Genomic DNA, 18,037 nt, shown 5'->3' with positions numbered 1-18,037 from the left:
TATCTCCTTAGTAAAAATCTGATCTGTAAGTCCCCCTTTTGTTATTAAGATGTATATATCTTGTGGCTTAACTGTGTGTTTTTTACTTTGAACGCCTATTTTTTGTGGATAAACCGATTTTTTACCAAGTGAGCTACTCCAACCAGTGCGTTTTGTTATATTAAACCTTTAGCTAGCAGACGATAAATCATATACTGGTAAAATTAATTTTTATTCATACTGCTTTGGGCGTTATGTCTGCTAACTTATCAAAGTCTGATCTTCTAGCAATTTTTGAAGAAATAAAACAAGAACAAGAAACCTTATTTCCACTTTCTGAAAGGTTTATTAAACAGCTCTTCAAACCACATGTTCTTAATCAAGCTAAGGAGTACTTAGCCAACGGACAGATCAATTTTTTAGAACATAATAAAGACTTTTCAATCATTGATGCGTCTATGTTTGGTAATGAAGGTACTACTTTCACCCAGCATATTGAGATAAAAAAATTAGGTGATGGTTTTTCTGTTCAAAGGCATTGCTCATGTAATGCCAAAACCAGTTGTCGTCATTTAGCTGCCGTATTACTAAAGCTAAAAATTGACCATTCTGGTGAGTACGGACAAGACTATATTATTAATGATTGGTTTGACGAACTTAGAACTCTTAAGCAATCGCATGACCACAGTGCCAAAAATGTTTTATTGTTTGTGCTTGAGCTTGAAGCGAATAAATTAATATTAACACCAAAAATAGCGTCTTATTCTAATAATGAGCAGTACACCTTGGGAAGAAGTCTTACGGATCAACAATTAAACAGTTTTGTTACTCCCGTGGATCTGCTTGAAACTGATTTTAGGCTGTTCAGTTGGATTCGCTCACAAAATGCATTGGGGAATCTTGAGTTAAAAGGTCAATGGGGCTTTGCCGTATTACAACAATTAATTGCTACCGGACGTTTGTTTTATGGCCGTTCTCGAAAAGCGATTAGCCCTGATAGTGCTGTTGATCTTAATTTTAGTTGGAACCGATCAAATGATTTAATTCAGCTTGATACCACTATTAATGATAAGCCTTCCTGGTTATTAATAAAAACAACACCGCCAACTTATTTAGACACCGATATGCTTAAGGTTGGTCGTATTCGCACACCTTTAAGTGGTGAAGAAGTTGCCCATATTAAGGCGATGCCTGCTGTTCATACTGCAAACTTTGAACGCGTCTTTAAACAAATTAGTGCAAACTTTGGCGATGGGGTTATTCCTCATTACCAACACAAAGAAGGAAAAAAGGTTAAGCGTCACGCCGATACCTTTGCTGAAATAGAAGTTAAAAATAATAATAAGCAACTCACTTTAACGCTTGGTTTCAATTATCAAGGCGCCACTTTTTCACCTAATAGCGCCCCAAAAGAGTTACTCAACTTAGCCCTTGAAAATACTGTAATTACTGAGTTAACCAATCTTGGTTTTAGCCTATGTAAAGGGGCTTTACAGAATGAATATATCCATAACAATCAATTAGATGTATTTCAACATTGGTTTAAATATGAAGTGCTACCTAATTTACGCAAACGTGGATGGCAGGTTTGTGACAAACACTTGCGAATAAAAAAATCAATTGTCCCCGTGAACCTAGAGATAACACGAGGCAAAGGGCATCAAGTTGTTAGTAAAATAATGATCTCAAAATACAAAGCTGCTAACTTAGTATTGAATGATAATCCTGATTACCAATCATTAAACCGCCAAAGTGACTTATTTTATTATTTTAAACAAGGCAAGGTTTTTGCTGTAATGGAGAAGCAGGTTTTCAAACTGCTTTGTGAGTTTATCCAGCGCTTTGAGTTTATAAAAACGCGTGATGAACTACTTATTCCTCTTTCTTATTTGCCTGAACTCGTCGCACTCAATTGTATCAATGTAACTATTAATGATAGTAATTTAGACAACTATCTTAATGAGTTAAAATCAGAAACCCCTCCCCTTATGGTTGTACAGCCAAACTTAAATGAGGGAGTGAAACTGCGTGATTATCAGCAACAAGGTGTTGACTGGCTACACTTTTTAAAACGTCATCAACTGGGCGGAATATTAGCGGATGACATGGGGTTGGGTAAAACTCTTCAAGTCATTGCATTTTTAGCCAGTAGTAAACAAACACTTCAGTCAGGCCCTACTTTAATTGTATGTCCTACTAGCCTTGTTAGTAATTGGCAAAATGAAATGACTAAATTTGCTAGCAATATAAAAGTCACCACTATCTTTGGTTCAGCGCGTGTTGAACAATTGCAACATTTGGGGCAAGCTGATTGTATCCTTACAACCTATCCTTTATTGAAAAGGGATATAGCCTATTACACACCTCTTCACTTTGAAAATATTGTTCTTGATGAAGCCCAATACATTAAAAATGACAGCGCTCAGGTTTCGCGATTAGTAAAGCGTTTAAACGCCTCATTTAAATTGTGCTTAAGTGGTACACCGATTGAAAATAACTTGTTTGAACTTAAATCATTACTTGATTTTGCAATGAGCTCACTGCTTGGTTCACAATCACACTTTAAGAGTCATTTTCAACTACCTATAGAACGTGATTCAGATGTGCAAAGAGCAAATGAATTAAAAGCATTGATAATGCCATTTATTCTTCGTCGGACTAAAGCTGAGGTTGCGCAAGAGTTGCCGCCGAAAACTGAACTTGTTAAAGAGTTTGAGTTTGAAGAACAGCAAAAAGCATTGTACCAATCAATTACAGATGTGCTTGAAGAGAAAATGGTAAACCTTTTTGCTGCTCAAGGTGTACAAAAGAGCAAACTCGCGTTTTTAGACGCATTATTAAAATTGCGACAAATATGCTGCCACCCTAAGTTAATTGATGCTCAAACTGAAGCTAAAAGTGCCAAGCTAAATTGGTTAAGCCAGCATATCCCCACGATGCTAGCACAAGGTAGAAAAATCATTATATTTAGCCAGTTTACCTCAGTGCTCGATATTATTGCAGAGCAACTGCATAGCCAAGCAATTTCATTTAGCTTGTTAACTGGGCAAACCCGCCATCGTGATAAAGTCATTGATCAGTTTACTGAAGGTACAACATCGGTTTTTTTAATTAGTTTAAAAGCTGGCGGTACCGGCCTAAACTTAACGCAAGCAGATACCGTAATTCATTTTGATCCATGGTGGAATCCTGCAGTTGAAAAACAAGCTACAGATCGTGCTTACCGAATTGGCCAGACTAGCCCTGTATTCGTTTACAAACTTATTATGGCTAATTCGATAGAACAAAAAGTTTATAAGATGCAACAAGAAAAACAAGCATTGGTTGATGCCCTTTTTACTGATAAATCAATGAGTTTTACTCGATTCGATGAGCAACAAATGTTGAGTTTAATTAAATAATGAAATTTTATTGAACTGATCAAAATAACCGTGGTCTATTACTATGTATGTAGTTAATTGCAGTTATACATACATCATGTTGATTTCCCATATTTGTTACTTATTGATAGTAATTTTGACCAGCTCACATTGAGCTGGTTTTTTTATGCCTAAAAAGATCACATTTAATTGAACTAACTTTTAGCGTTGATGTCTATTATTGTGCGTGTAGTTAAATTGCAGTTTGCACATGCATCATGTTGATTTCCCTATTTAGTTACTTATTGATAGTAATTTTGACCAGCTCACATTGAGCTGGTTTTTTTATGCCTAAAAAGATCACATTTAATTGAACTAACTTTTAGCGTTGATGTCTATTATTGTGCGTGTAGTTAAATTGCAGTTTGCACATGCATCATGTTGATTTCCCTATTTAGTTACTTATTAATAGTAATTTTGACCAGCTCACATTGAGCTGGTTTTTTTATGCCTAAAAAGATCACATTTTTTTGAACTAACTTTCAGCGTTAATGTCTATTATTGTGCGTGTAGTTAAATTGCAGTTTGCACATGCATCATGTTGATTTCCCTATTTAGTTACTTATTAATTGTAATTTTGACCAGCTCATATTGAGCTGGTTTTTTTATGCCTAAAAAGATCACATTTTTTTGAACTAACTTTCAGCGTTAATGTCTATCATTGTGCGTGTAGTTAAATTGCAGTTTGCACATGCATCATGTTGATTTCCCTATTTAGTTACTTATTGATAGTAATTTTGACCAGCTCACATTGAGCTGGTTTTTTTATGCCTAAAAAGATCAGATTTATTTGAACTAACTTTCAGCGTTAATGTCTATTATTGTGCGTGTAGTTAAATTGCAGTTTGCACATGCATCATGTTGATTTCCCAAATTTGTTACTAATTTTAGTAATAATCAGCCAGCCCATTAACTAGGTTGGCTTTTTTTATGCCTTAAAAAATAATTAAATAACCTCTACACAGTTAAACACTGTTTTATTGGACATTTCTTTGACTAAGCTGTTTAACAACTATCTTGCTCGCGTGTAATTCGCTATGATTAATTGTCTTTTGATTAATTAAGTTTATTTATGTATATACAGTTACTTACAGATATTGATTGGGTGAGTGTTGGGGTTGGCTTTGCTACAGGTGCCGTTATTTTTGGTGCTATAAGCGCTGTGCGTCGTAAGGCTTACCTAAAACAACTAGGCACACAACAGCAAGAACTGGCGTTATTGCAAACGCAGCTTAATGACAAGCAATCCCACTATACCACTTTACTCGACCAGCATGCGTCGCTAGAGCAAGACTATCTAGCGCAGCGTGATGAAGCTCAATACTTTAAAACTCGCCTTACTGAGCAAGAAAAACAGAGTCAACAATATAATCATTATTGGCAAAAAGCGGAGGCTGATTTAACGTCCTTGCGCTTTGAGTATAATACTCGTGATGTTGAGTTAAACTCGCTGCGTACTGAGCTTGAGCAAAAGCAAATGCATTTTGAGCAGCAACTACAATACATTAACGACAGTAAAGAGCAGCTTAAAAAAGAATTTGAAAACTTAGCAAATCAAATTTTAGAAAATAAATCAAAACAGTTTAAAACCCTTAATCAAGAAAGCATTGAGCAGTTGCTTAAACCTGTACAAGGTGAGTTAAAAGGGTTTAGAGATAAACTAGAATCTATCCACGTCGAAGATTCAAAACAGCGTGAAGCACTTAAGATTGAGCTACTACATCTACAAGCTAAAAGCCAAGCAGTTACCGAGCAAGCTGACAAGCTTAGTAATGCGTTGCAAGGGCAAAAGAAAACCCAAGGTAATTGGGGTGAACTCATGCTTGAAAACGTGTTAGACAGCGCAGGACTGCGTGCTGGCACTGACTATGAGCGTGAAGTGTCGTTTAATACTGAAGATGGTCGCCTGCGCCCAGATGTAGTCGTGTATTTACCCCAAGGACGCCACCTAATTATTGATGCAAAAACATCGTTAAATGCCTACACTCGCTTTGTAAATGCAGATGACGAACTGCAAGCACAACACGCAATAAAAGAACACGTGGAAGCTGTAAAAGCGCGTATTAACGAGCTAGCTAGTAAGTCATACGATCGCCTTCCAGGGCTTAACTCACCTGAAGTGGTGATCATGTTTGTGCCGATAGAGTCTGCGTTTGTTGAAGCACTTAAGTATCAAAGTGATATTTACCAACAAGCGATAGAGCAAAATATATTGGTTGCCACCCCCACTACCCTGTTAACTAGCTTAAATATTGTTAAGCAGTTATGGCGTTTTGAAGAGCAAACTAAATACTCAAAAGAGCTAGCAAGCCGAGCTGAGCGTTTTTACAACAAGCTCAATGGGTTTTTATCAAGTATGGAAGGTGTTGGTAAGCAGCTAGATAAAGCCAAAGAAAGCTACGATAAAGCGTTTTCTCAGTTATACCGTGGTAAAGGCAACTTAATTAAACAAGCCTCTGAATTTAAAGAGCTTGGTGTATCAGTTCAAAAAGAACTACCTAAAGAAAGCGTCGAGCGGGCGCAATTAGAGCTGGATTAACATCCGCATGAAGAACCTGCTAAACAAAGGAATAGCTGCAATAAAGTCGACGTCGGAGCAACTAATAGGTGAGCTTAACAAAGGAGTGGTTTTAGCCACAGAAAAGCTCAACGGACTGCCTATTTTTATGTCTTTGGAGCGTTTAGGTAATAAAACCCCCACTTCATTTGATGAGAAACATTACTTTGTCATTCCTTTTGAGTTATCAGAATATAAATTTGCACTGCATACCATGCGATGCTTACCTAAAGGCGTGCCTGAAGTAAATAATCTACCAAAGCGCCGTGTTTTTCACTTTGCTCATGAACATGCAGAAGCGGGTCTTCGCCAATATATGTTACACAGCACCGATGAAATAATGCGTGAACAAGCAAAGGAAAAAACCAATACTTTGCAGGAGTTGGCAAATAATATTGATGAATTAGACCGAAAGCTCACTTATGGTATGTTGTTGGTGGGTGGCCTAGCTGCTATTGTAAATCCTATCGTAGGTGCTGGTATCGCAGCTAAAGCAGTGTTACCTAGCATAACAGGCTTACTCAATAAGTATGGATTGCGTGCTTCTGCAGATAAGCTGTCTCGTTATCAGCTTAAAAAAGAAATAAATGCAGCGCAAAACACAATTATTGATGAATTTGAAGCAGCAAACACGGTGCAGGTCATCAACCCTATTCTACAAGAGCTCGACCTTACTCTCAGAACAACAGAGGCTGAACACGATCCGCTTTCCAGCTTTAATTTAGCGGATGGGCACTTACCCGAGTTTAAAGATGATAAGTGGCGTGAGCTAACGGAAGTAGCTATTTGCCACGTTTATAAAGAGGTTTACGATGATCCCTCACTCCATAGGCAAGCAAATTTAGAAGCAAAAGATTTGAGATGGCTGAAACTAATGTTTGCTGCAAATAAAGTGAGTTAACAACGGAAGCACGTAATGAACATTGGTATATATATTTACGATGATGCAGAAGTACTTGATTTTTCTGGCCCATTTGAAGTGTTTAGTGCTGCTAAACGTTTGTCAAATAATAACTGGCAGGTATTTTTGGTGGCAGAGCATGCCGCGCCAGTAATTGCCCGTGCAGGCTTTACTGTAAACCCCCATTACAGTTTTGCTGATCACCCTGCTATTGATTTACTCATTGTGGTCGGTGGCGTTCATACTGCTGAGTTAACTAAACCGCAAGTAATTAGTTGGATAAAACAAACAGCTGATTCAGCAAAGCACGTTGCATCAGTGTGCACCGGAGCATTCTTACTAGCAAAAGCAGGTTTATTAGACGGTTTAACGGTTACCACACATTGGGAAGATCAAGCCGATCTAGCCAATATGTTTCCAACCCTAAATGTGATCGCAAATAAGCGTTGGCTGTCAAAAGGTAAATTTACCACCTCTGGCGGTATTTCTGCGGGAATTGATATGAGCCTGGCGCTAGTTGAGCAGTTAATAAGCCCAGAACATGCAGAGCATACAGCAAAGCAAATGGACTATCAGTGGCATAAAAATACTTAGCCCTCTAGTAGCTGCTGTTGCATAAATTCATGTATGTAATCACGTAAACAAACCGCTTTTTTACTAAGTAAACGACCGCTTGGCCAAATAGCAAAAATCTCCCTTGGCAGGCTTTGCCAAGCAGGTAAAACCCTGACTAACTCCCCAGTTTTAAGCTCGTTTATAATTTCAAAGCGCGGCAGTAAGCCAACTCCTTGATGATCGCATATTTGATATTTCACAAAGCCGGTATCGTTATAAATACTACTAAAACGGCACATGTGTGTGTAACTGGTGCGAGTTTGGTTATTAGTAAGTGGCCATTTATTTCTCAGGTTAGTGCCAATTAAACGGTGTTGTTTAAGGTCACTTGGCTCCTCTAATTTAGGGCTATTAGCTAAATAGCTTGGAGTGGTCACTAAAATAGAATCAGCTTGTCCGACCTTTTTTTGTTGTAATAACGAGTCAACTTGGGGGCCTATACGTAGTGCTAAATCGGCTTGGCTTTTTATTATATCTTCTAACTGATTACTCAAAATTAGCTCTAATTGAATATCAGGGTACGCTTTAGTATATGCCAACCACATTGGCCTTAAAAAACCATGACAAATATTAAGTGGTGCAAGTACTTTAAGTTTACCACTTAGTTGCTCTTTTTGCTGATTGAGTTGATGGCTGGTTTGTTCAAATTGCTCAACTAAACTTACATAGCTTTGGTAATACACTTCTCCTTGTTGAGTCAGTGTGCATTGACGTGCAGAGCGATGCAGCAGCTTTTGTCCTAGTCGGGATTCAAGACGTTGTAAGCGCCTTGTAACGGTTGCCGCAGGTAGCGATAAATACTCCCCAGCTTGAGATAAGCCACCTTGTTGCACTATGTGCACAAATAACACTATATCGTCTAACATAATTCCACTTTTGCAATTTAAGCTTGATCAAAGCTTTATATTTTACTTTTTTGTAAGTCTATATCATTGGTGCTCGGTTTTCTTGCGACAAGGTTATTTTAATGTTTGAAAGTATTGATTGGACTACAGCGATTGTTATTGGGGTGGGAGCAACTGTATTGCTCGATGTGTGGAGTTTAATACTCGCAAAAGTGTTTGCAGTATCGTCGCTAAACTTTTGCTTAGTGGGTCGGTGGGTGAGTTTAATGCGTTATGGCCTGTTTAAGCATGCGTCAATTAGCCAAGCTCAAGCACAAAACAAAGAGTGCTCAATAGGTTGGTGTGTACATTATTTTATTGGAGTTATTTTTGCCTTGGTTTTCTTACTTTTAGTACCCAGCGATTGGCTCTCCTCACCAAAGCTTTTCCATGCTTTATTTTTTGGCCTTCTGACTGTTTGTTTTCCTTTTTTTATAATGCAACCAGCCTTGGGTTTAGGTATTGCTGCAAGTAACGCTAAAAGGCCTTTTTTAGCGAGGGTTAAAAGCTGTTTATCACATTGTGTTTTTGGTGTTGGCCTTTATGTTAGCGCGCTTTTATTAACTTTGATGTGAGGTATTACTATGTCGATTAACTACTGGCTAAAACGATGGCAGGATAATGATATTGGTTTTCATGAGCAAAAAGTAAATCCTTTTTTAAACCGTTATTTTACTAACTTAAACATAAAGCAAAATGGGCGAGTGTTTGTGCCTTTATGTGGTAAAACAAACGATATAGCATGGCTACTAAAGAACAAGTTTAATGTTGTGGGAGTGGAATTAAGCGAAAGTGCAATCATACAACTGTTTGATTCATTGTGTTTAACAGCAACAGTCACTCACCATGGTGAGCTAAAACTATATAAGGCAGGTACTTTGGCCATTTGGGTAGGGGATATTTTCGCTTTAACGGCTCAGTTAATTGGAGAGATTAATGCAATATACGACCGCGGAGCTTTAGTTGCGCTACCTTTCGAGTTACGAAAGAGATATACAGCTCATTTAATAAGTATCACCAATAATGCACCACAACTGCTAATTTGCTGTATCTATGACCAATCTAAACGAGATGGCACGCCTTACAGCGTGAGTGCTCAAGAAGTGTTTGATCATTATCACTGTAGTTATACTCTTCAGTTACTAAAGTGCCAACGTATTGAAAATGGTATTAAAGGCGTTGAACCTGCTAATGCGCTCGTGTGGTTGTTAAGTAAAAAGAATTGCTAGCTTTGTATATTGCATGCAATACTTGAGGCAGATGGATAGATCTTTGCGATAAGCTATAAACTATTAAGTGGGAAAGTTTGCTAAAGTAAGCTTATTGCAAGACATCTTTAACAATAACAAAAGCATTACCTTACTTTAGGATCTCCACATGAAACTACTTAAATCCTCGGCTTTAGTACTGTCGGTACTCGCCGGGCTTTCGTTATCAGGTTGCACGGTAACGCAAAATACCACTGGGAATACAGCTATGAGCCAAGTAAGTAACCCACTTACCCTTGAGCAAATCTATAAAGACAAATACTTTAAAGCACAACGTAGCACTTACTTTAAATGGCTTGATGATGGCACTGGCTACACCGTGCTTGAAGAACGTGAAAGCGAAAAAGATAAAAAAGACGACGCTGATAATGCCAAAGCCGATGATGAAAAAGAGCACGGCGTAAAAGGTAACGACATTGTATTTTATAACGCCGATGGCACGGGTCGCAAAGTTCTGGTTGAGTTTGAAAAGCTACACCCAGAAGGCGCTGAAGAGCCGCTAGCAATCGAAAGCTACCAATGGTCAAAAGACGGTAAATGGCTCATGGTATTTACCAACAGCGAGCAAGTTTGGCGCTCACGCAGCCGCGGAGACTTTTGGTTACTCAATCTTGAGACCAATCAATTACAGCAATTAGGTGGCTTGGATGTTGAGCCAACTAAGCTCATGTTTGCTAAGTTCTCGCCAGATAGCTCAAAAGTGGCTTACGTGCGCGATAACAATATTTATATGCAAGCGGTTGGTAGTCACGATGTAACAGCGCTTACCACCGATGGCAGCGCCACCATTGTTAACGGCAACTTTGATTGGGTTTACGAAGAAGAATTCACTATTGCTGATGGCTTTCGTTGGAGTCCAGATAACAAATCAATCGCTTATTGGCAGCTTGATACCAGTGACGTTAAATTTTTCACTATGATCAACAACACTGATGAGCTCTACCCTACCCTCAAAACATTTCCGTATCCTAAAGCCGGTGAAACCAACTCAGCAGTACGTGTTGGTGTGGTAAGCCTTAGCGACAAACAAACCCGTTGGGCTGAGCTTGAAGGCGACAATCGCGATCGCTACATTCCGCGTATTAGCTGGGCAGGCACTGGGAATGAGTTAATGATCCAAGATTTAAACCGCCCACAAAGTCACAACAAGGTGTGGTTATTTGATTGGCAAAAGCAGCAACTGACTAAAATTTTAGAAGACAAAGATGATGCCTTTATTGAATGGTTTTATAAAGCCAATTGGTCAAAAGACGGCAAATTCTTTATTTGGCACAGCGAACGTGACGGCTGGCGTCATCTTTACCGTGTATCGCGCGATGGCAAAAGCATTATTGACCTAACGCCTGGCGATTACGATATTGTTGATATGCTCACTATCAATGAAGATAAAAACGTGATGTATTTTATTGCTTCACCAAACGATCCAGGTCAGCGCTATTTATATCGCACGCCACTTGATGGCAGTAGCAAACCTGTGCGTGTAACCCCTGCTGAGTTTGAAGGCTCTAACAGCTATTACATGTCTAAAGATGCCTCATGGGCAATGCACAGCTATTCTAAATTTGGCACACCGCCCACAAAGCAAATCATTAACGTGAACGATCACAGTAATGTAAAAACCTTAGTTGAAAATAACGAGCTAAAAGAAAAGTTAGCTGAGCAAAGCTTACCAAACCACGAATTTTTTAAAGTGAATGCGCAAGACGGCACTGAGCTTGACGGCTACATTATGTTCCCAAAGAATATGGATAAAAGTAAAAAATACCCGATTGTTTTTTACGTATACGGTGAACCGTGGGGCTCTACGGTACAAGACCGCTATGAAGGCAATAGCTACTTGTATAAATCATTATTAACGCAAAAAGGGTTTATTGTGGCATCGGTTGATAACCGTGGTACACGCGCACCCAAAGGCCGAGATTGGCGCAAATCGATTTATAAAAAAATCGGCTCAATCACCGTGCAAGATCAAGTTGATGCGCTCGATGCGATGGCCAAACGTTGGGATGTAATAGATACCGACCGCGTTGGCGTGTGGGGACATTCAGGTGGCGGTAGTTCAACGCTTAACTTATTGTTCCGCCATGGTGATAAATTTAAAGTGGGTATTGCCTCAGCGCCCGTGCCAGATATTCGTTTATACGACACTATTTACCAAGAGCGTTATGCGGGTAATCCAAATACCGATCCTGAAAGTTACGATAACACCTCGCCTATCACCTTTGCTAAAAACCTAACGGGTAAGCTATTGCTTATTCACGGCACGGGTGATGACAACGTACATTACCAAGGCTCAGAGCGTTTAATTGACGAGCTCGTTAAGCACAACAAACAGTTTGAGTTTTTCTCATACCCTAACCGCTCACACAGCCTACGTGAAGGCAAAGGCACCGCCCTGCACTATCACACCATGATGGCCGAGTTTTTTGAAAAGAACTTACTAACTAAGTAATCGATTTAAAATAGTAAAATACTGAAGCCGCATACTAATTATTAGTATGCGGCTTTTTTGATCAAAGTGTAACGGGGGTTTACAAAGCGTAGGTTGGGTAGAGAGCAAAGAAACCAACGAAAAAATGTATTTCTTCAACCCAAATCTGTTACTTAACATCAAGCGGCGTAAAGTTTGGCGCCGCTTTACAAAGCTCGTCATATAACATTTCGTCACCATTACTTCTTTCTGATTCAGGTAAAATCACGCCATGTAACTGCGAACGAAGCTCGTCCCACCTTGCGTCCAGTACTTGCCAATTATATTCGTCATAAGTCCCTTTGAAAATGACAGGTTTAATTTCGATAAATGGCAGCTCTTTCTTTTCATACTGGCTAGCTTCGAATTCTCTTTGCCACCTTGAGCCAAGACGATCTACACGACCTATTTGCTGTTCTACAACACCTGGATTCCATTCAGGATGAAGTAGGTAGACAACTCTACATGCCTGATGTAAGTTTAAGCCTTCGCGGCCTACTACTGATTGAGCTACAACAACTTTAGGGAAGCTATTCTGGCGATTAAAGCCTAGTTGCATAACCCTTCGACTATGTGCTTCGGTACCACCGTACATTAGGCGTGCCATACCACCGCGCACATGAGTAAACTCATTAGCAACACGTTGAGTGATGACTTTCCATAAGTTATTTGCTTCCCCAGGGTCTAATTCTCCATCTCCATTCTCATCACCTTCATTTTTAGCTGTTACTACATTCATTAAGTCTTTAAAGCCTTGAGCAAGCTCAAGTGCAGATAAATCAAAGCCCTCTTTATCTATTAACTCAAAAATCGCATTCGCAAAGCTCATAAGGTTTGCTTTTTGATCAGACTCTTTTGAATCGACAGTTACTTTAAAAGCATCAAATAAAGCTGAAGTTCTTGCATCAAAAACGTTAGCCTTAGCTTCTTCAATACGTTCAACTAGAGTATTTTTTGCTTTATCAATTCTATAAGTATGTTGGTTGTATTGCTTTGCAAGTTTCTGATTAACTTCTTCAATACTCCAAGAAAGTTTAAGCTGCTTAAGTGCAGCCAGAACGGCTAACTCTTCCGATTCAGCGCTATTTTCCGCTGAGGTATGAATTTTACTTTGGGGCCAATATTTTTCTTGCTGAAGTGATCTTAGCATTTCTCGGGCATTTAGTAGGTTTACTAACGCGCGCATTGGTTTAGTCATCTTACCAAAAACGAGGGCTTTTTGATTCTTACTTAAGTCTTTTTCAATCTCTTCAATGACTTTAATAATTGCAGGGTGGCTATAAAGTGATTCTTCACCAGACTGATATGAATTAGCAATAATTGATTGCCACCATTGAGCTCTTTGTTCTTTTTTGCTTGGTAAAGTAACGTTTTCAATTTCTAACACATCATCATCTATTGATGAGTTAATTGATTTGTCGATTATGCCTGCGATGCCATGACCATTTGCTAGTGTTAGTCTGGCTCTTTTAGATGTTGAGTCTGTTTGCATAATAGATGATGCAGAAAGCCCTTCAACTGCACAGACTATCTTTTTCCATTCAGTTGAAAGACCTGATATTTCTACATTTACGGGCAGTTGTTTACGGTAAGCATTTATAGGTAAACCCGACACCTTATTAAAGGCCTTTATGGTGTCATCTTGACGCTTATCTCTTCGAAACAAGTAAGGTGATAAAACCTGCTGGAATTTAGTTGATGTTTCTTTAAATTGCTGGCGAATAACAGGATCTGCGCGCCAAGTTTGCTTTAGTTTAGAAACTATTTGCGCATATTCTTTAACGATCTCTAGGATTTTATCTCGATTTTCTTTTGGCAGATCTATTCTGCTGAGCATATCTTCCCACTGTCCAACACCTAGCTCAACAGGTGTTGCTGTCATAGCAAGGTTACGGGTTGATTCAGTTTTTAATACGATATTATTTAAAATGGTACTTAAGCTACTCGTTTCGCCTCTACTCTTGTGAGCTTCGTCTATCACCACTAAATCAAATGCTCCTAATCCAAGGCCTACTGCTTTTTCTAGTAGTGTTCGATACTCACTGCCAGCTGAAAAAACATTCCCATCAAAACCACTCATACCCCAATTGAAATTATTAATCACATAATTTAGGGTTTTGTTGATTACATGTTTTTTAGGTAGTTTATCGGCATGGTTAACTATGTTTCTCGCACATACTTCAGCTTCCCAAGATACTAAATCTGAACGCTGATGATAACCTCTAGGAACACTGCCATTATGAGCTTTATGGTATTGACCGTAAATTTCAGGTAATAAGGCCCAGCGATCAGCTTTAGAACTTACACCTAATCGCCAATTAGCAAAATTTTGCGAAAGTAATACAACACTCTCATTTGCCCATGGTTCTGCGGTTTCTTCCTCTTTATATGCGTCAAGAAATCCCCATAAACTTCGTATAATAGGTTTTGGTTTTAAGTGCTTGTCTCTGTCTTCAAGCTCATTTTGCCATTGAAACCCGAGTGTTGTAGGCAATACAACTAATACTCGGCCACCGGCTTTTTTAACAGCATTAATAAGCTCAACAGAAATTCGCGTTTTACCCATACCTACTTCATCAGCAATGATTGCGCCAGACTTGGGCAATGTTTTAATCAAATTGTGGACACTAAGTTTTTGGCCCTCATTTAACATTTCATTGCTCTCTAAGGAATCTGTAATGATATTAGAAACTTGCTCCCAACCTTTAAAGTTCATTACTGTTCTCCTAATCTTGCTAATGTCACTAACCCTACTTTTTGCTCTATTCGTTTTAGCACTTTTTCATATTGAGCCCCTGATTCAGTGGCGGCTGATTCTGCATAACTAGGTCTAAATGGCGGCTGCCATAACGCTGAGAGGGGGTTGATAGCTATCTCTTTGAAGAATAAAAAAGCTGAGTTATTTTTTAGTTGAGAAAATGTTTGCTCTAAGCGAATACACCATTGCAACCAGTCTTTTTCTAGTACTTGTGTTTGCTTTTCAGCAATAAGCTCTATCAATGTCATCATTGAGTTGATTGAATAGCTTTTATCTATTCTAACATCGAGTTCAGCGCCTGTTGATATGCTTTCTTCGGTAATATCTTCACCATTGGAATCTTCAGCATCTGAGCTTGGCAGTAGTGGAAAAGAGCTAAATATATACCAGGCATCATCCAATGCGAGCTCAGGTAGCTCTGTTGCTGCTACTCGGCCATACTCATCAATAACGGGAATATCTGCTGTGTGTGTGGTGCCATTATCTAGCCAGGAAACGGTAAGCTGCCTTGGTGCTTTCCCGGACCAAAGTAGCCTTTCTTCAGATTCTAATGTGAACTTGTCAGCTCCTGCGCATACAATACTAAATGCTTCTTTAAATGGCGTGCTTGGTATTAAAGCGTATGTATCATTTTCAAGTTCTTCAAGTATAAAGTATGTAATTGGTAGAGATATATGTTCAGCTTCATGCTCAGACATGTCGCAGCCTGCATTTAATTGAGCTGTTTCAGGAATTAAATATTCGCTATCAAAGCAAACTGGTAACTTTAAGCTCAAAGCGGTTTCGTGGTTTTCCTCCCCATGCCAAGTAGTCCCTTTTGCATTGAACACGACTCCTGCCTCTAAGTTACCTCCAAATTTGGACGCTTTTTGAGTAAAGCCTGGAGCTGTTAAATTACCTGAACCTAAGTACACCCATGCTCTTTTACACGCATTTTCGTTTTCTGATTTTTTTGCACAGAAAATAAACTTTGCGTGCAAGTTGCGCTGCATTTGACCATCTTGATATAGAGGATCATATGCCTTTAAGACTTGCCAATTATCTCTTTGCAAACTATGTAAGCTACTTGCTACTGATTGACAAGCGTGCTGACTAATTACAATGCTTTTTTCTACATTTTTTGTTAGCAGGCTTTCATCACTTAAGCGCTGGTTGATAAGAGCAATAACACTCGGAACTTCAGAGCTTGAGCCACCTTCATAGAAGCCTGAGCCTAAAGTTAAATAATTACGTTTTTTATCATTGCAATGGTGCTTTACTAAAGTGGGGAGTTGATCAAGTAATGATGTTGAGCGGTTATCAAAAAATCGAGGTTTTATGTATTTTTCAATTTTAATGTCATCAAGCAGCTTGTGGAATTTCTCATATTTCTTGTGGGTGTTAGATAGTCGTTTCTTAGTGTCATTATTTCTCAAAATAGCGATATCGAAATGGCTAATAACATCACTTAAAAATTGATAAGCACTAGCAATGTCTGCATTACCTTGCGCATCTTGCTTATCAAGTTGAACATCAATAGACCATACAAGATCTAAACTGTCTTCAAGTGTTTGCCTAGTCCAATTACCTGTTGAAACAATTAACCTAATAAGGTGCTCATCAGTATCGATTGCCTTAAATATTAATAGCGCAACTTTACTGTGCAATAAGTTAAAAGGTTTATTAGCATCATGTTTGAAGGGTAAATGCAGTAAGCCAGGGCATGTAATTGGTGAAATTTGTGCGTGATTTGGGTCGAGCATTAATGCAAGGCTAATATCACCTTGATAAGCCCGTTGCCCTTTCATATTTAGGGTGAACTTCTCTAACGCATCATTAAAGAATTCAGCGTCAGCGGAGTAGCCTGTTATAAGTCCAAACTCACCTTTGTAGTTTCTTGGGGCGGTAAAATAACTCGCTAGTGATGGCGCTAGTTTCTTACACATCATTATCACCTTTTGGCTCTAACCATTGATCCAGTTTATTTTCAAAGTCTTGATTAAGCGCGTACATATTCCAAACTCGAAACGAAATATCGTGTGGAAATAGTGAAGAGTCTTCAACTTTTTCATTGTTCACAGTTTCAGGCTTACCAAATGCAGCAGCGGGAAGGACATGAGTGCCTCTGCAGCGAAGTACAACTTCATCCCTTTCTAACAGTGACTTGAGAATACTAACATCATCACTTTGCATACATTGTTTTGCGAAATGGTTGGCTTCTTTTCCTATGCTTGGGTCATGTTCAAGACTTAGAAAATCATTGGCAGCCACTTTTAATTTATTTACAGCTTTACAAATACTTTCTGAAAGAGGTGTTGTAAGGTCAAGTTTTGGTGGGTTCAAAGGCGCAATTTCGGCTTCAATCATATTAAGTAAATCTAATGATTTATTTCTTAGAGAAAAGAACAAAGCACCACTTTTTAAGTCATCAAAATGAGTTTCTTCTATGAAAGGTGGCCTTGTCCAATCAACATAGTTGTGAAGGTCATTTGACTTTGCCCACTCAAGTATACTTTTTCTTCTACTGACATTTTGAGGCTCACCTGACAATAAAGCTTGAGTGAATACATTTAAGGCATGTTGCTCTAAACGCACTATCGGAGAAAGTACATAAAGTAAATTATTATGGCTTGATGTTTCAGAGGAAGGCAGCTGCTTTTCGTTTTTGACCCACCTTGCTAAAAACGCTGTAATATTTAATTTATGGCATTTATAACCCATAGAAGCAGCATCTATAAAGTCTCTACCTTGCTGGCTTAAGCTAAAGCTATTGAATCGATCACCTTTAGATTCAACGAACCCTAAACCTGGTAATGCTTGTACTGTGCTCATGCGCATTGGCTGAGTCACATAGAAGTTATTGCTGCTGAAAGTTTTATAGGTTAAATCTACAGGGCTATTTAATTTAGTTCTGCCTCTTAGGCGATTATCCGCACGCCAGTCATTCGTATAGTATGCTAAATGGCAAGCAAGTGCTTCGATAGCGTTAGTGACTTGAATATTTGTAACTTGCTTACCTGTTTGCCTTACTGTTTCAGCAACATCAATACCTAAACAAGCTAGAAAGACAGTTTTGGCATATTTTACCCCACCTAACCCAGGTACTGCTAAATCGTTAAATTTACGTACTATAGAGCTTAAACCTAACGTTCGTGTTCGTCTTTGAGAAATGACCTTTTCTGGCCCCATTAACCCCCAATCCATATG

The 18,037-nt window shown here is 38.8% G+C and carries 11 protein-coding genes; 7 read left to right on the top strand and 4 right to left on the bottom strand.

Going from position 1 to position 18,037, the window contains the following annotated elements:
- Positions 1–233 precede the first annotated feature (233 nt).
- From C7Y70_RS04480 to C7Y70_RS04465, 4 genes are all read left to right on the top strand, one after another.
- Positions 234–3,380 (top strand): DEAD/DEAH box helicase, encoded by a 3,147-nt coding sequence (locus C7Y70_RS04480; RefSeq protein ID WP_135473529.1) that lies wholly within the window; start codon positions 234–236, stop codon positions 3,378–3,380.
- Between the two features lie 1,090 nt (positions 3,381–4,470).
- The gene (rmuC, locus tag C7Y70_RS04475; protein WP_135473528.1) at positions 4,471–5,937 is read left to right on the top strand and encodes a DNA recombination protein RmuC; all 1,467 of its coding nucleotides are present in this window, start codon (positions 4,471–4,473) and stop codon (positions 5,935–5,937) included.
- Positions 5,938–5,944: 7 nt separating this feature from the next.
- Positions 5,945–6,856 (top strand): hypothetical protein, encoded by a 912-nt coding sequence (locus tag C7Y70_RS20575; RefSeq protein ID WP_210114657.1) that lies wholly within the window; start codon positions 5,945–5,947, stop codon positions 6,854–6,856.
- 15 nt (positions 6,857–6,871) lie between these two features.
- Positions 6,872–7,450: a DJ-1/PfpI family protein gene (locus C7Y70_RS04465; protein WP_135473527.1), complete on the top strand. Its 579-nt coding sequence runs from the start codon at positions 6,872–6,874 to the stop codon at positions 7,448–7,450.
- On the opposite strand, the gene C7Y70_RS20620 is transcribed toward C7Y70_RS04465, so the two are convergent.
- The gene (locus tag C7Y70_RS20620; RefSeq protein WP_245321359.1) at positions 7,447–8,337 is read right to left on the bottom strand and encodes a LysR family transcriptional regulator; all 891 of its coding nucleotides are present in this window, start codon (positions 8,335–8,337) and stop codon (positions 7,447–7,449) included. The genes C7Y70_RS04465 and C7Y70_RS20620 overlap by 4 nt on opposite strands.
- 101 nt (positions 8,338–8,438) lie before the next feature.
- Here C7Y70_RS20620 and C7Y70_RS04455 point away from each other — a divergent pair, with 101 nt between their 5' ends.
- The 3 genes from C7Y70_RS04455 to C7Y70_RS04445 all read left to right on the top strand — a co-directional run bounded on the left by C7Y70_RS04455 (position 8,439) and on the right by C7Y70_RS04445 (position 12,075).
- Entirely contained in the window at positions 8,439–8,930 is a 492-nt protein-coding gene (locus C7Y70_RS04455) for a DUF2938 domain-containing protein (protein WP_135473526.1), read from the top strand.
- Between the two features lie 9 nt (positions 8,931–8,939).
- Positions 8,940–9,584, top strand: a complete 645-nt coding sequence (gene tmpT / locus C7Y70_RS04450) for a thiopurine S-methyltransferase (RefSeq protein WP_099293230.1) — start codon at positions 8,940–8,942, stop codon at positions 9,582–9,584.
- A 148-nt stretch (positions 9,585–9,732) separates the two neighbouring features.
- On the top strand, positions 9,733–12,075 hold the full coding sequence (locus C7Y70_RS04445; protein WP_135473525.1) for a S9 family peptidase: 2,343 nt from the start codon (positions 9,733–9,735) through the stop codon (positions 12,073–12,075).
- Between the two features lie 148 nt (positions 12,076–12,223).
- Here the strand turns inward: C7Y70_RS04445 and C7Y70_RS04440 are convergent, their stop codons facing one another.
- From C7Y70_RS04440 to C7Y70_RS04430, 3 genes are read right to left on the bottom strand one after another with little or no spacing between them, the layout of a single operon-like run.
- The gene (locus tag C7Y70_RS04440) at positions 12,224–14,809 is read right to left on the bottom strand and encodes an SNF2-related protein (protein ID WP_135473524.1); all 2,586 of its coding nucleotides are present in this window, start codon (positions 14,807–14,809) and stop codon (positions 12,224–12,226) included.
- Positions 14,809–16,776 carry a hypothetical protein gene (locus C7Y70_RS04435; RefSeq protein ID WP_135473523.1) on the bottom strand — a complete coding sequence of 656 codons (1,968 nt, stop codon included), beginning with the start codon at positions 16,774–16,776 and terminating at the stop codon, positions 14,809–14,811. The genes C7Y70_RS04440 and C7Y70_RS04435 overlap by 1 nt, the downstream gene beginning before the upstream one ends.
- Positions 16,769–18,034, bottom strand: coding sequence for a hypothetical protein (locus C7Y70_RS04430; RefSeq protein ID WP_135473522.1), 1,266 nt, complete (start codon positions 18,032–18,034; stop codon positions 16,769–16,771). Before C7Y70_RS04430 ends, C7Y70_RS04435 begins: the two co-directional genes overlap by 8 nt.
- Positions 18,035–18,037: the final 3 nt, after the last annotated feature.

Origin of the sequence: Pseudoalteromonas sp. KS88, assembly GCF_004766475.1 — a bacterium.
In the GTDB taxonomy this organism is placed as follows: Bacteria; Pseudomonadota; Gammaproteobacteria; order Enterobacterales; family Alteromonadaceae; genus Pseudoalteromonas.
Note: the sequence above shows the minus strand (reverse complement) of the source record. Positions and strands in the feature narration are given on the sequence as shown.

Excerpts from the sequence above, each read along its gene's own strand:
- C7Y70_RS04480 (WP_135473529.1), top strand. The coding sequence starts at position 234 with ATGTCTGCTAACTTATCAAAGTCTGATCTTCTAGCAATTTTTGAAGAA.
- rmuC (WP_135473528.1), top strand. The coding sequence starts at position 4,471 with ATGTATATACAGTTACTTACAGATATTGATTGGGTGAGTGTTGGGGTT.
- C7Y70_RS20575 (WP_210114657.1), top strand. The coding sequence starts at position 5,945 with ATGAAGAACCTGCTAAACAAAGGAATAGCTGCAATAAAGTCGACGTCG.
- C7Y70_RS04465 (WP_135473527.1), top strand. The coding sequence starts at position 6,872 with ATGAACATTGGTATATATATTTACGATGATGCAGAAGTACTTGATTTT.
- C7Y70_RS20620 (WP_245321359.1), bottom strand. The coding sequence starts at position 8,337 with ATGTTAGACGATATAGTGTTATTTGTGCACATAGTGCAACAAGGTGGC.
- C7Y70_RS04455 (WP_135473526.1), top strand. The coding sequence starts at position 8,439 with ATGTTTGAAAGTATTGATTGGACTACAGCGATTGTTATTGGGGTGGGA.
- tmpT (WP_099293230.1), top strand. The coding sequence starts at position 8,940 with ATGTCGATTAACTACTGGCTAAAACGATGGCAGGATAATGATATTGGT.
- C7Y70_RS04445 (WP_135473525.1), top strand. The coding sequence starts at position 9,733 with ATGAAACTACTTAAATCCTCGGCTTTAGTACTGTCGGTACTCGCCGGG.
- C7Y70_RS04440 (WP_135473524.1), bottom strand. The coding sequence starts at position 14,809 with ATGAACTTTAAAGGTTGGGAGCAAGTTTCTAATATCATTACAGATTCC.
- C7Y70_RS04435 (WP_135473523.1), bottom strand. The coding sequence starts at position 16,776 with ATGTGTAAGAAACTAGCGCCATCACTAGCGAGTTATTTTACCGCCCCA.
- C7Y70_RS04430 (WP_135473522.1), bottom strand. The coding sequence starts at position 18,034 with ATGGATTGGGGGTTAATGGGGCCAGAAAAGGTCATTTCTCAAAGACGA.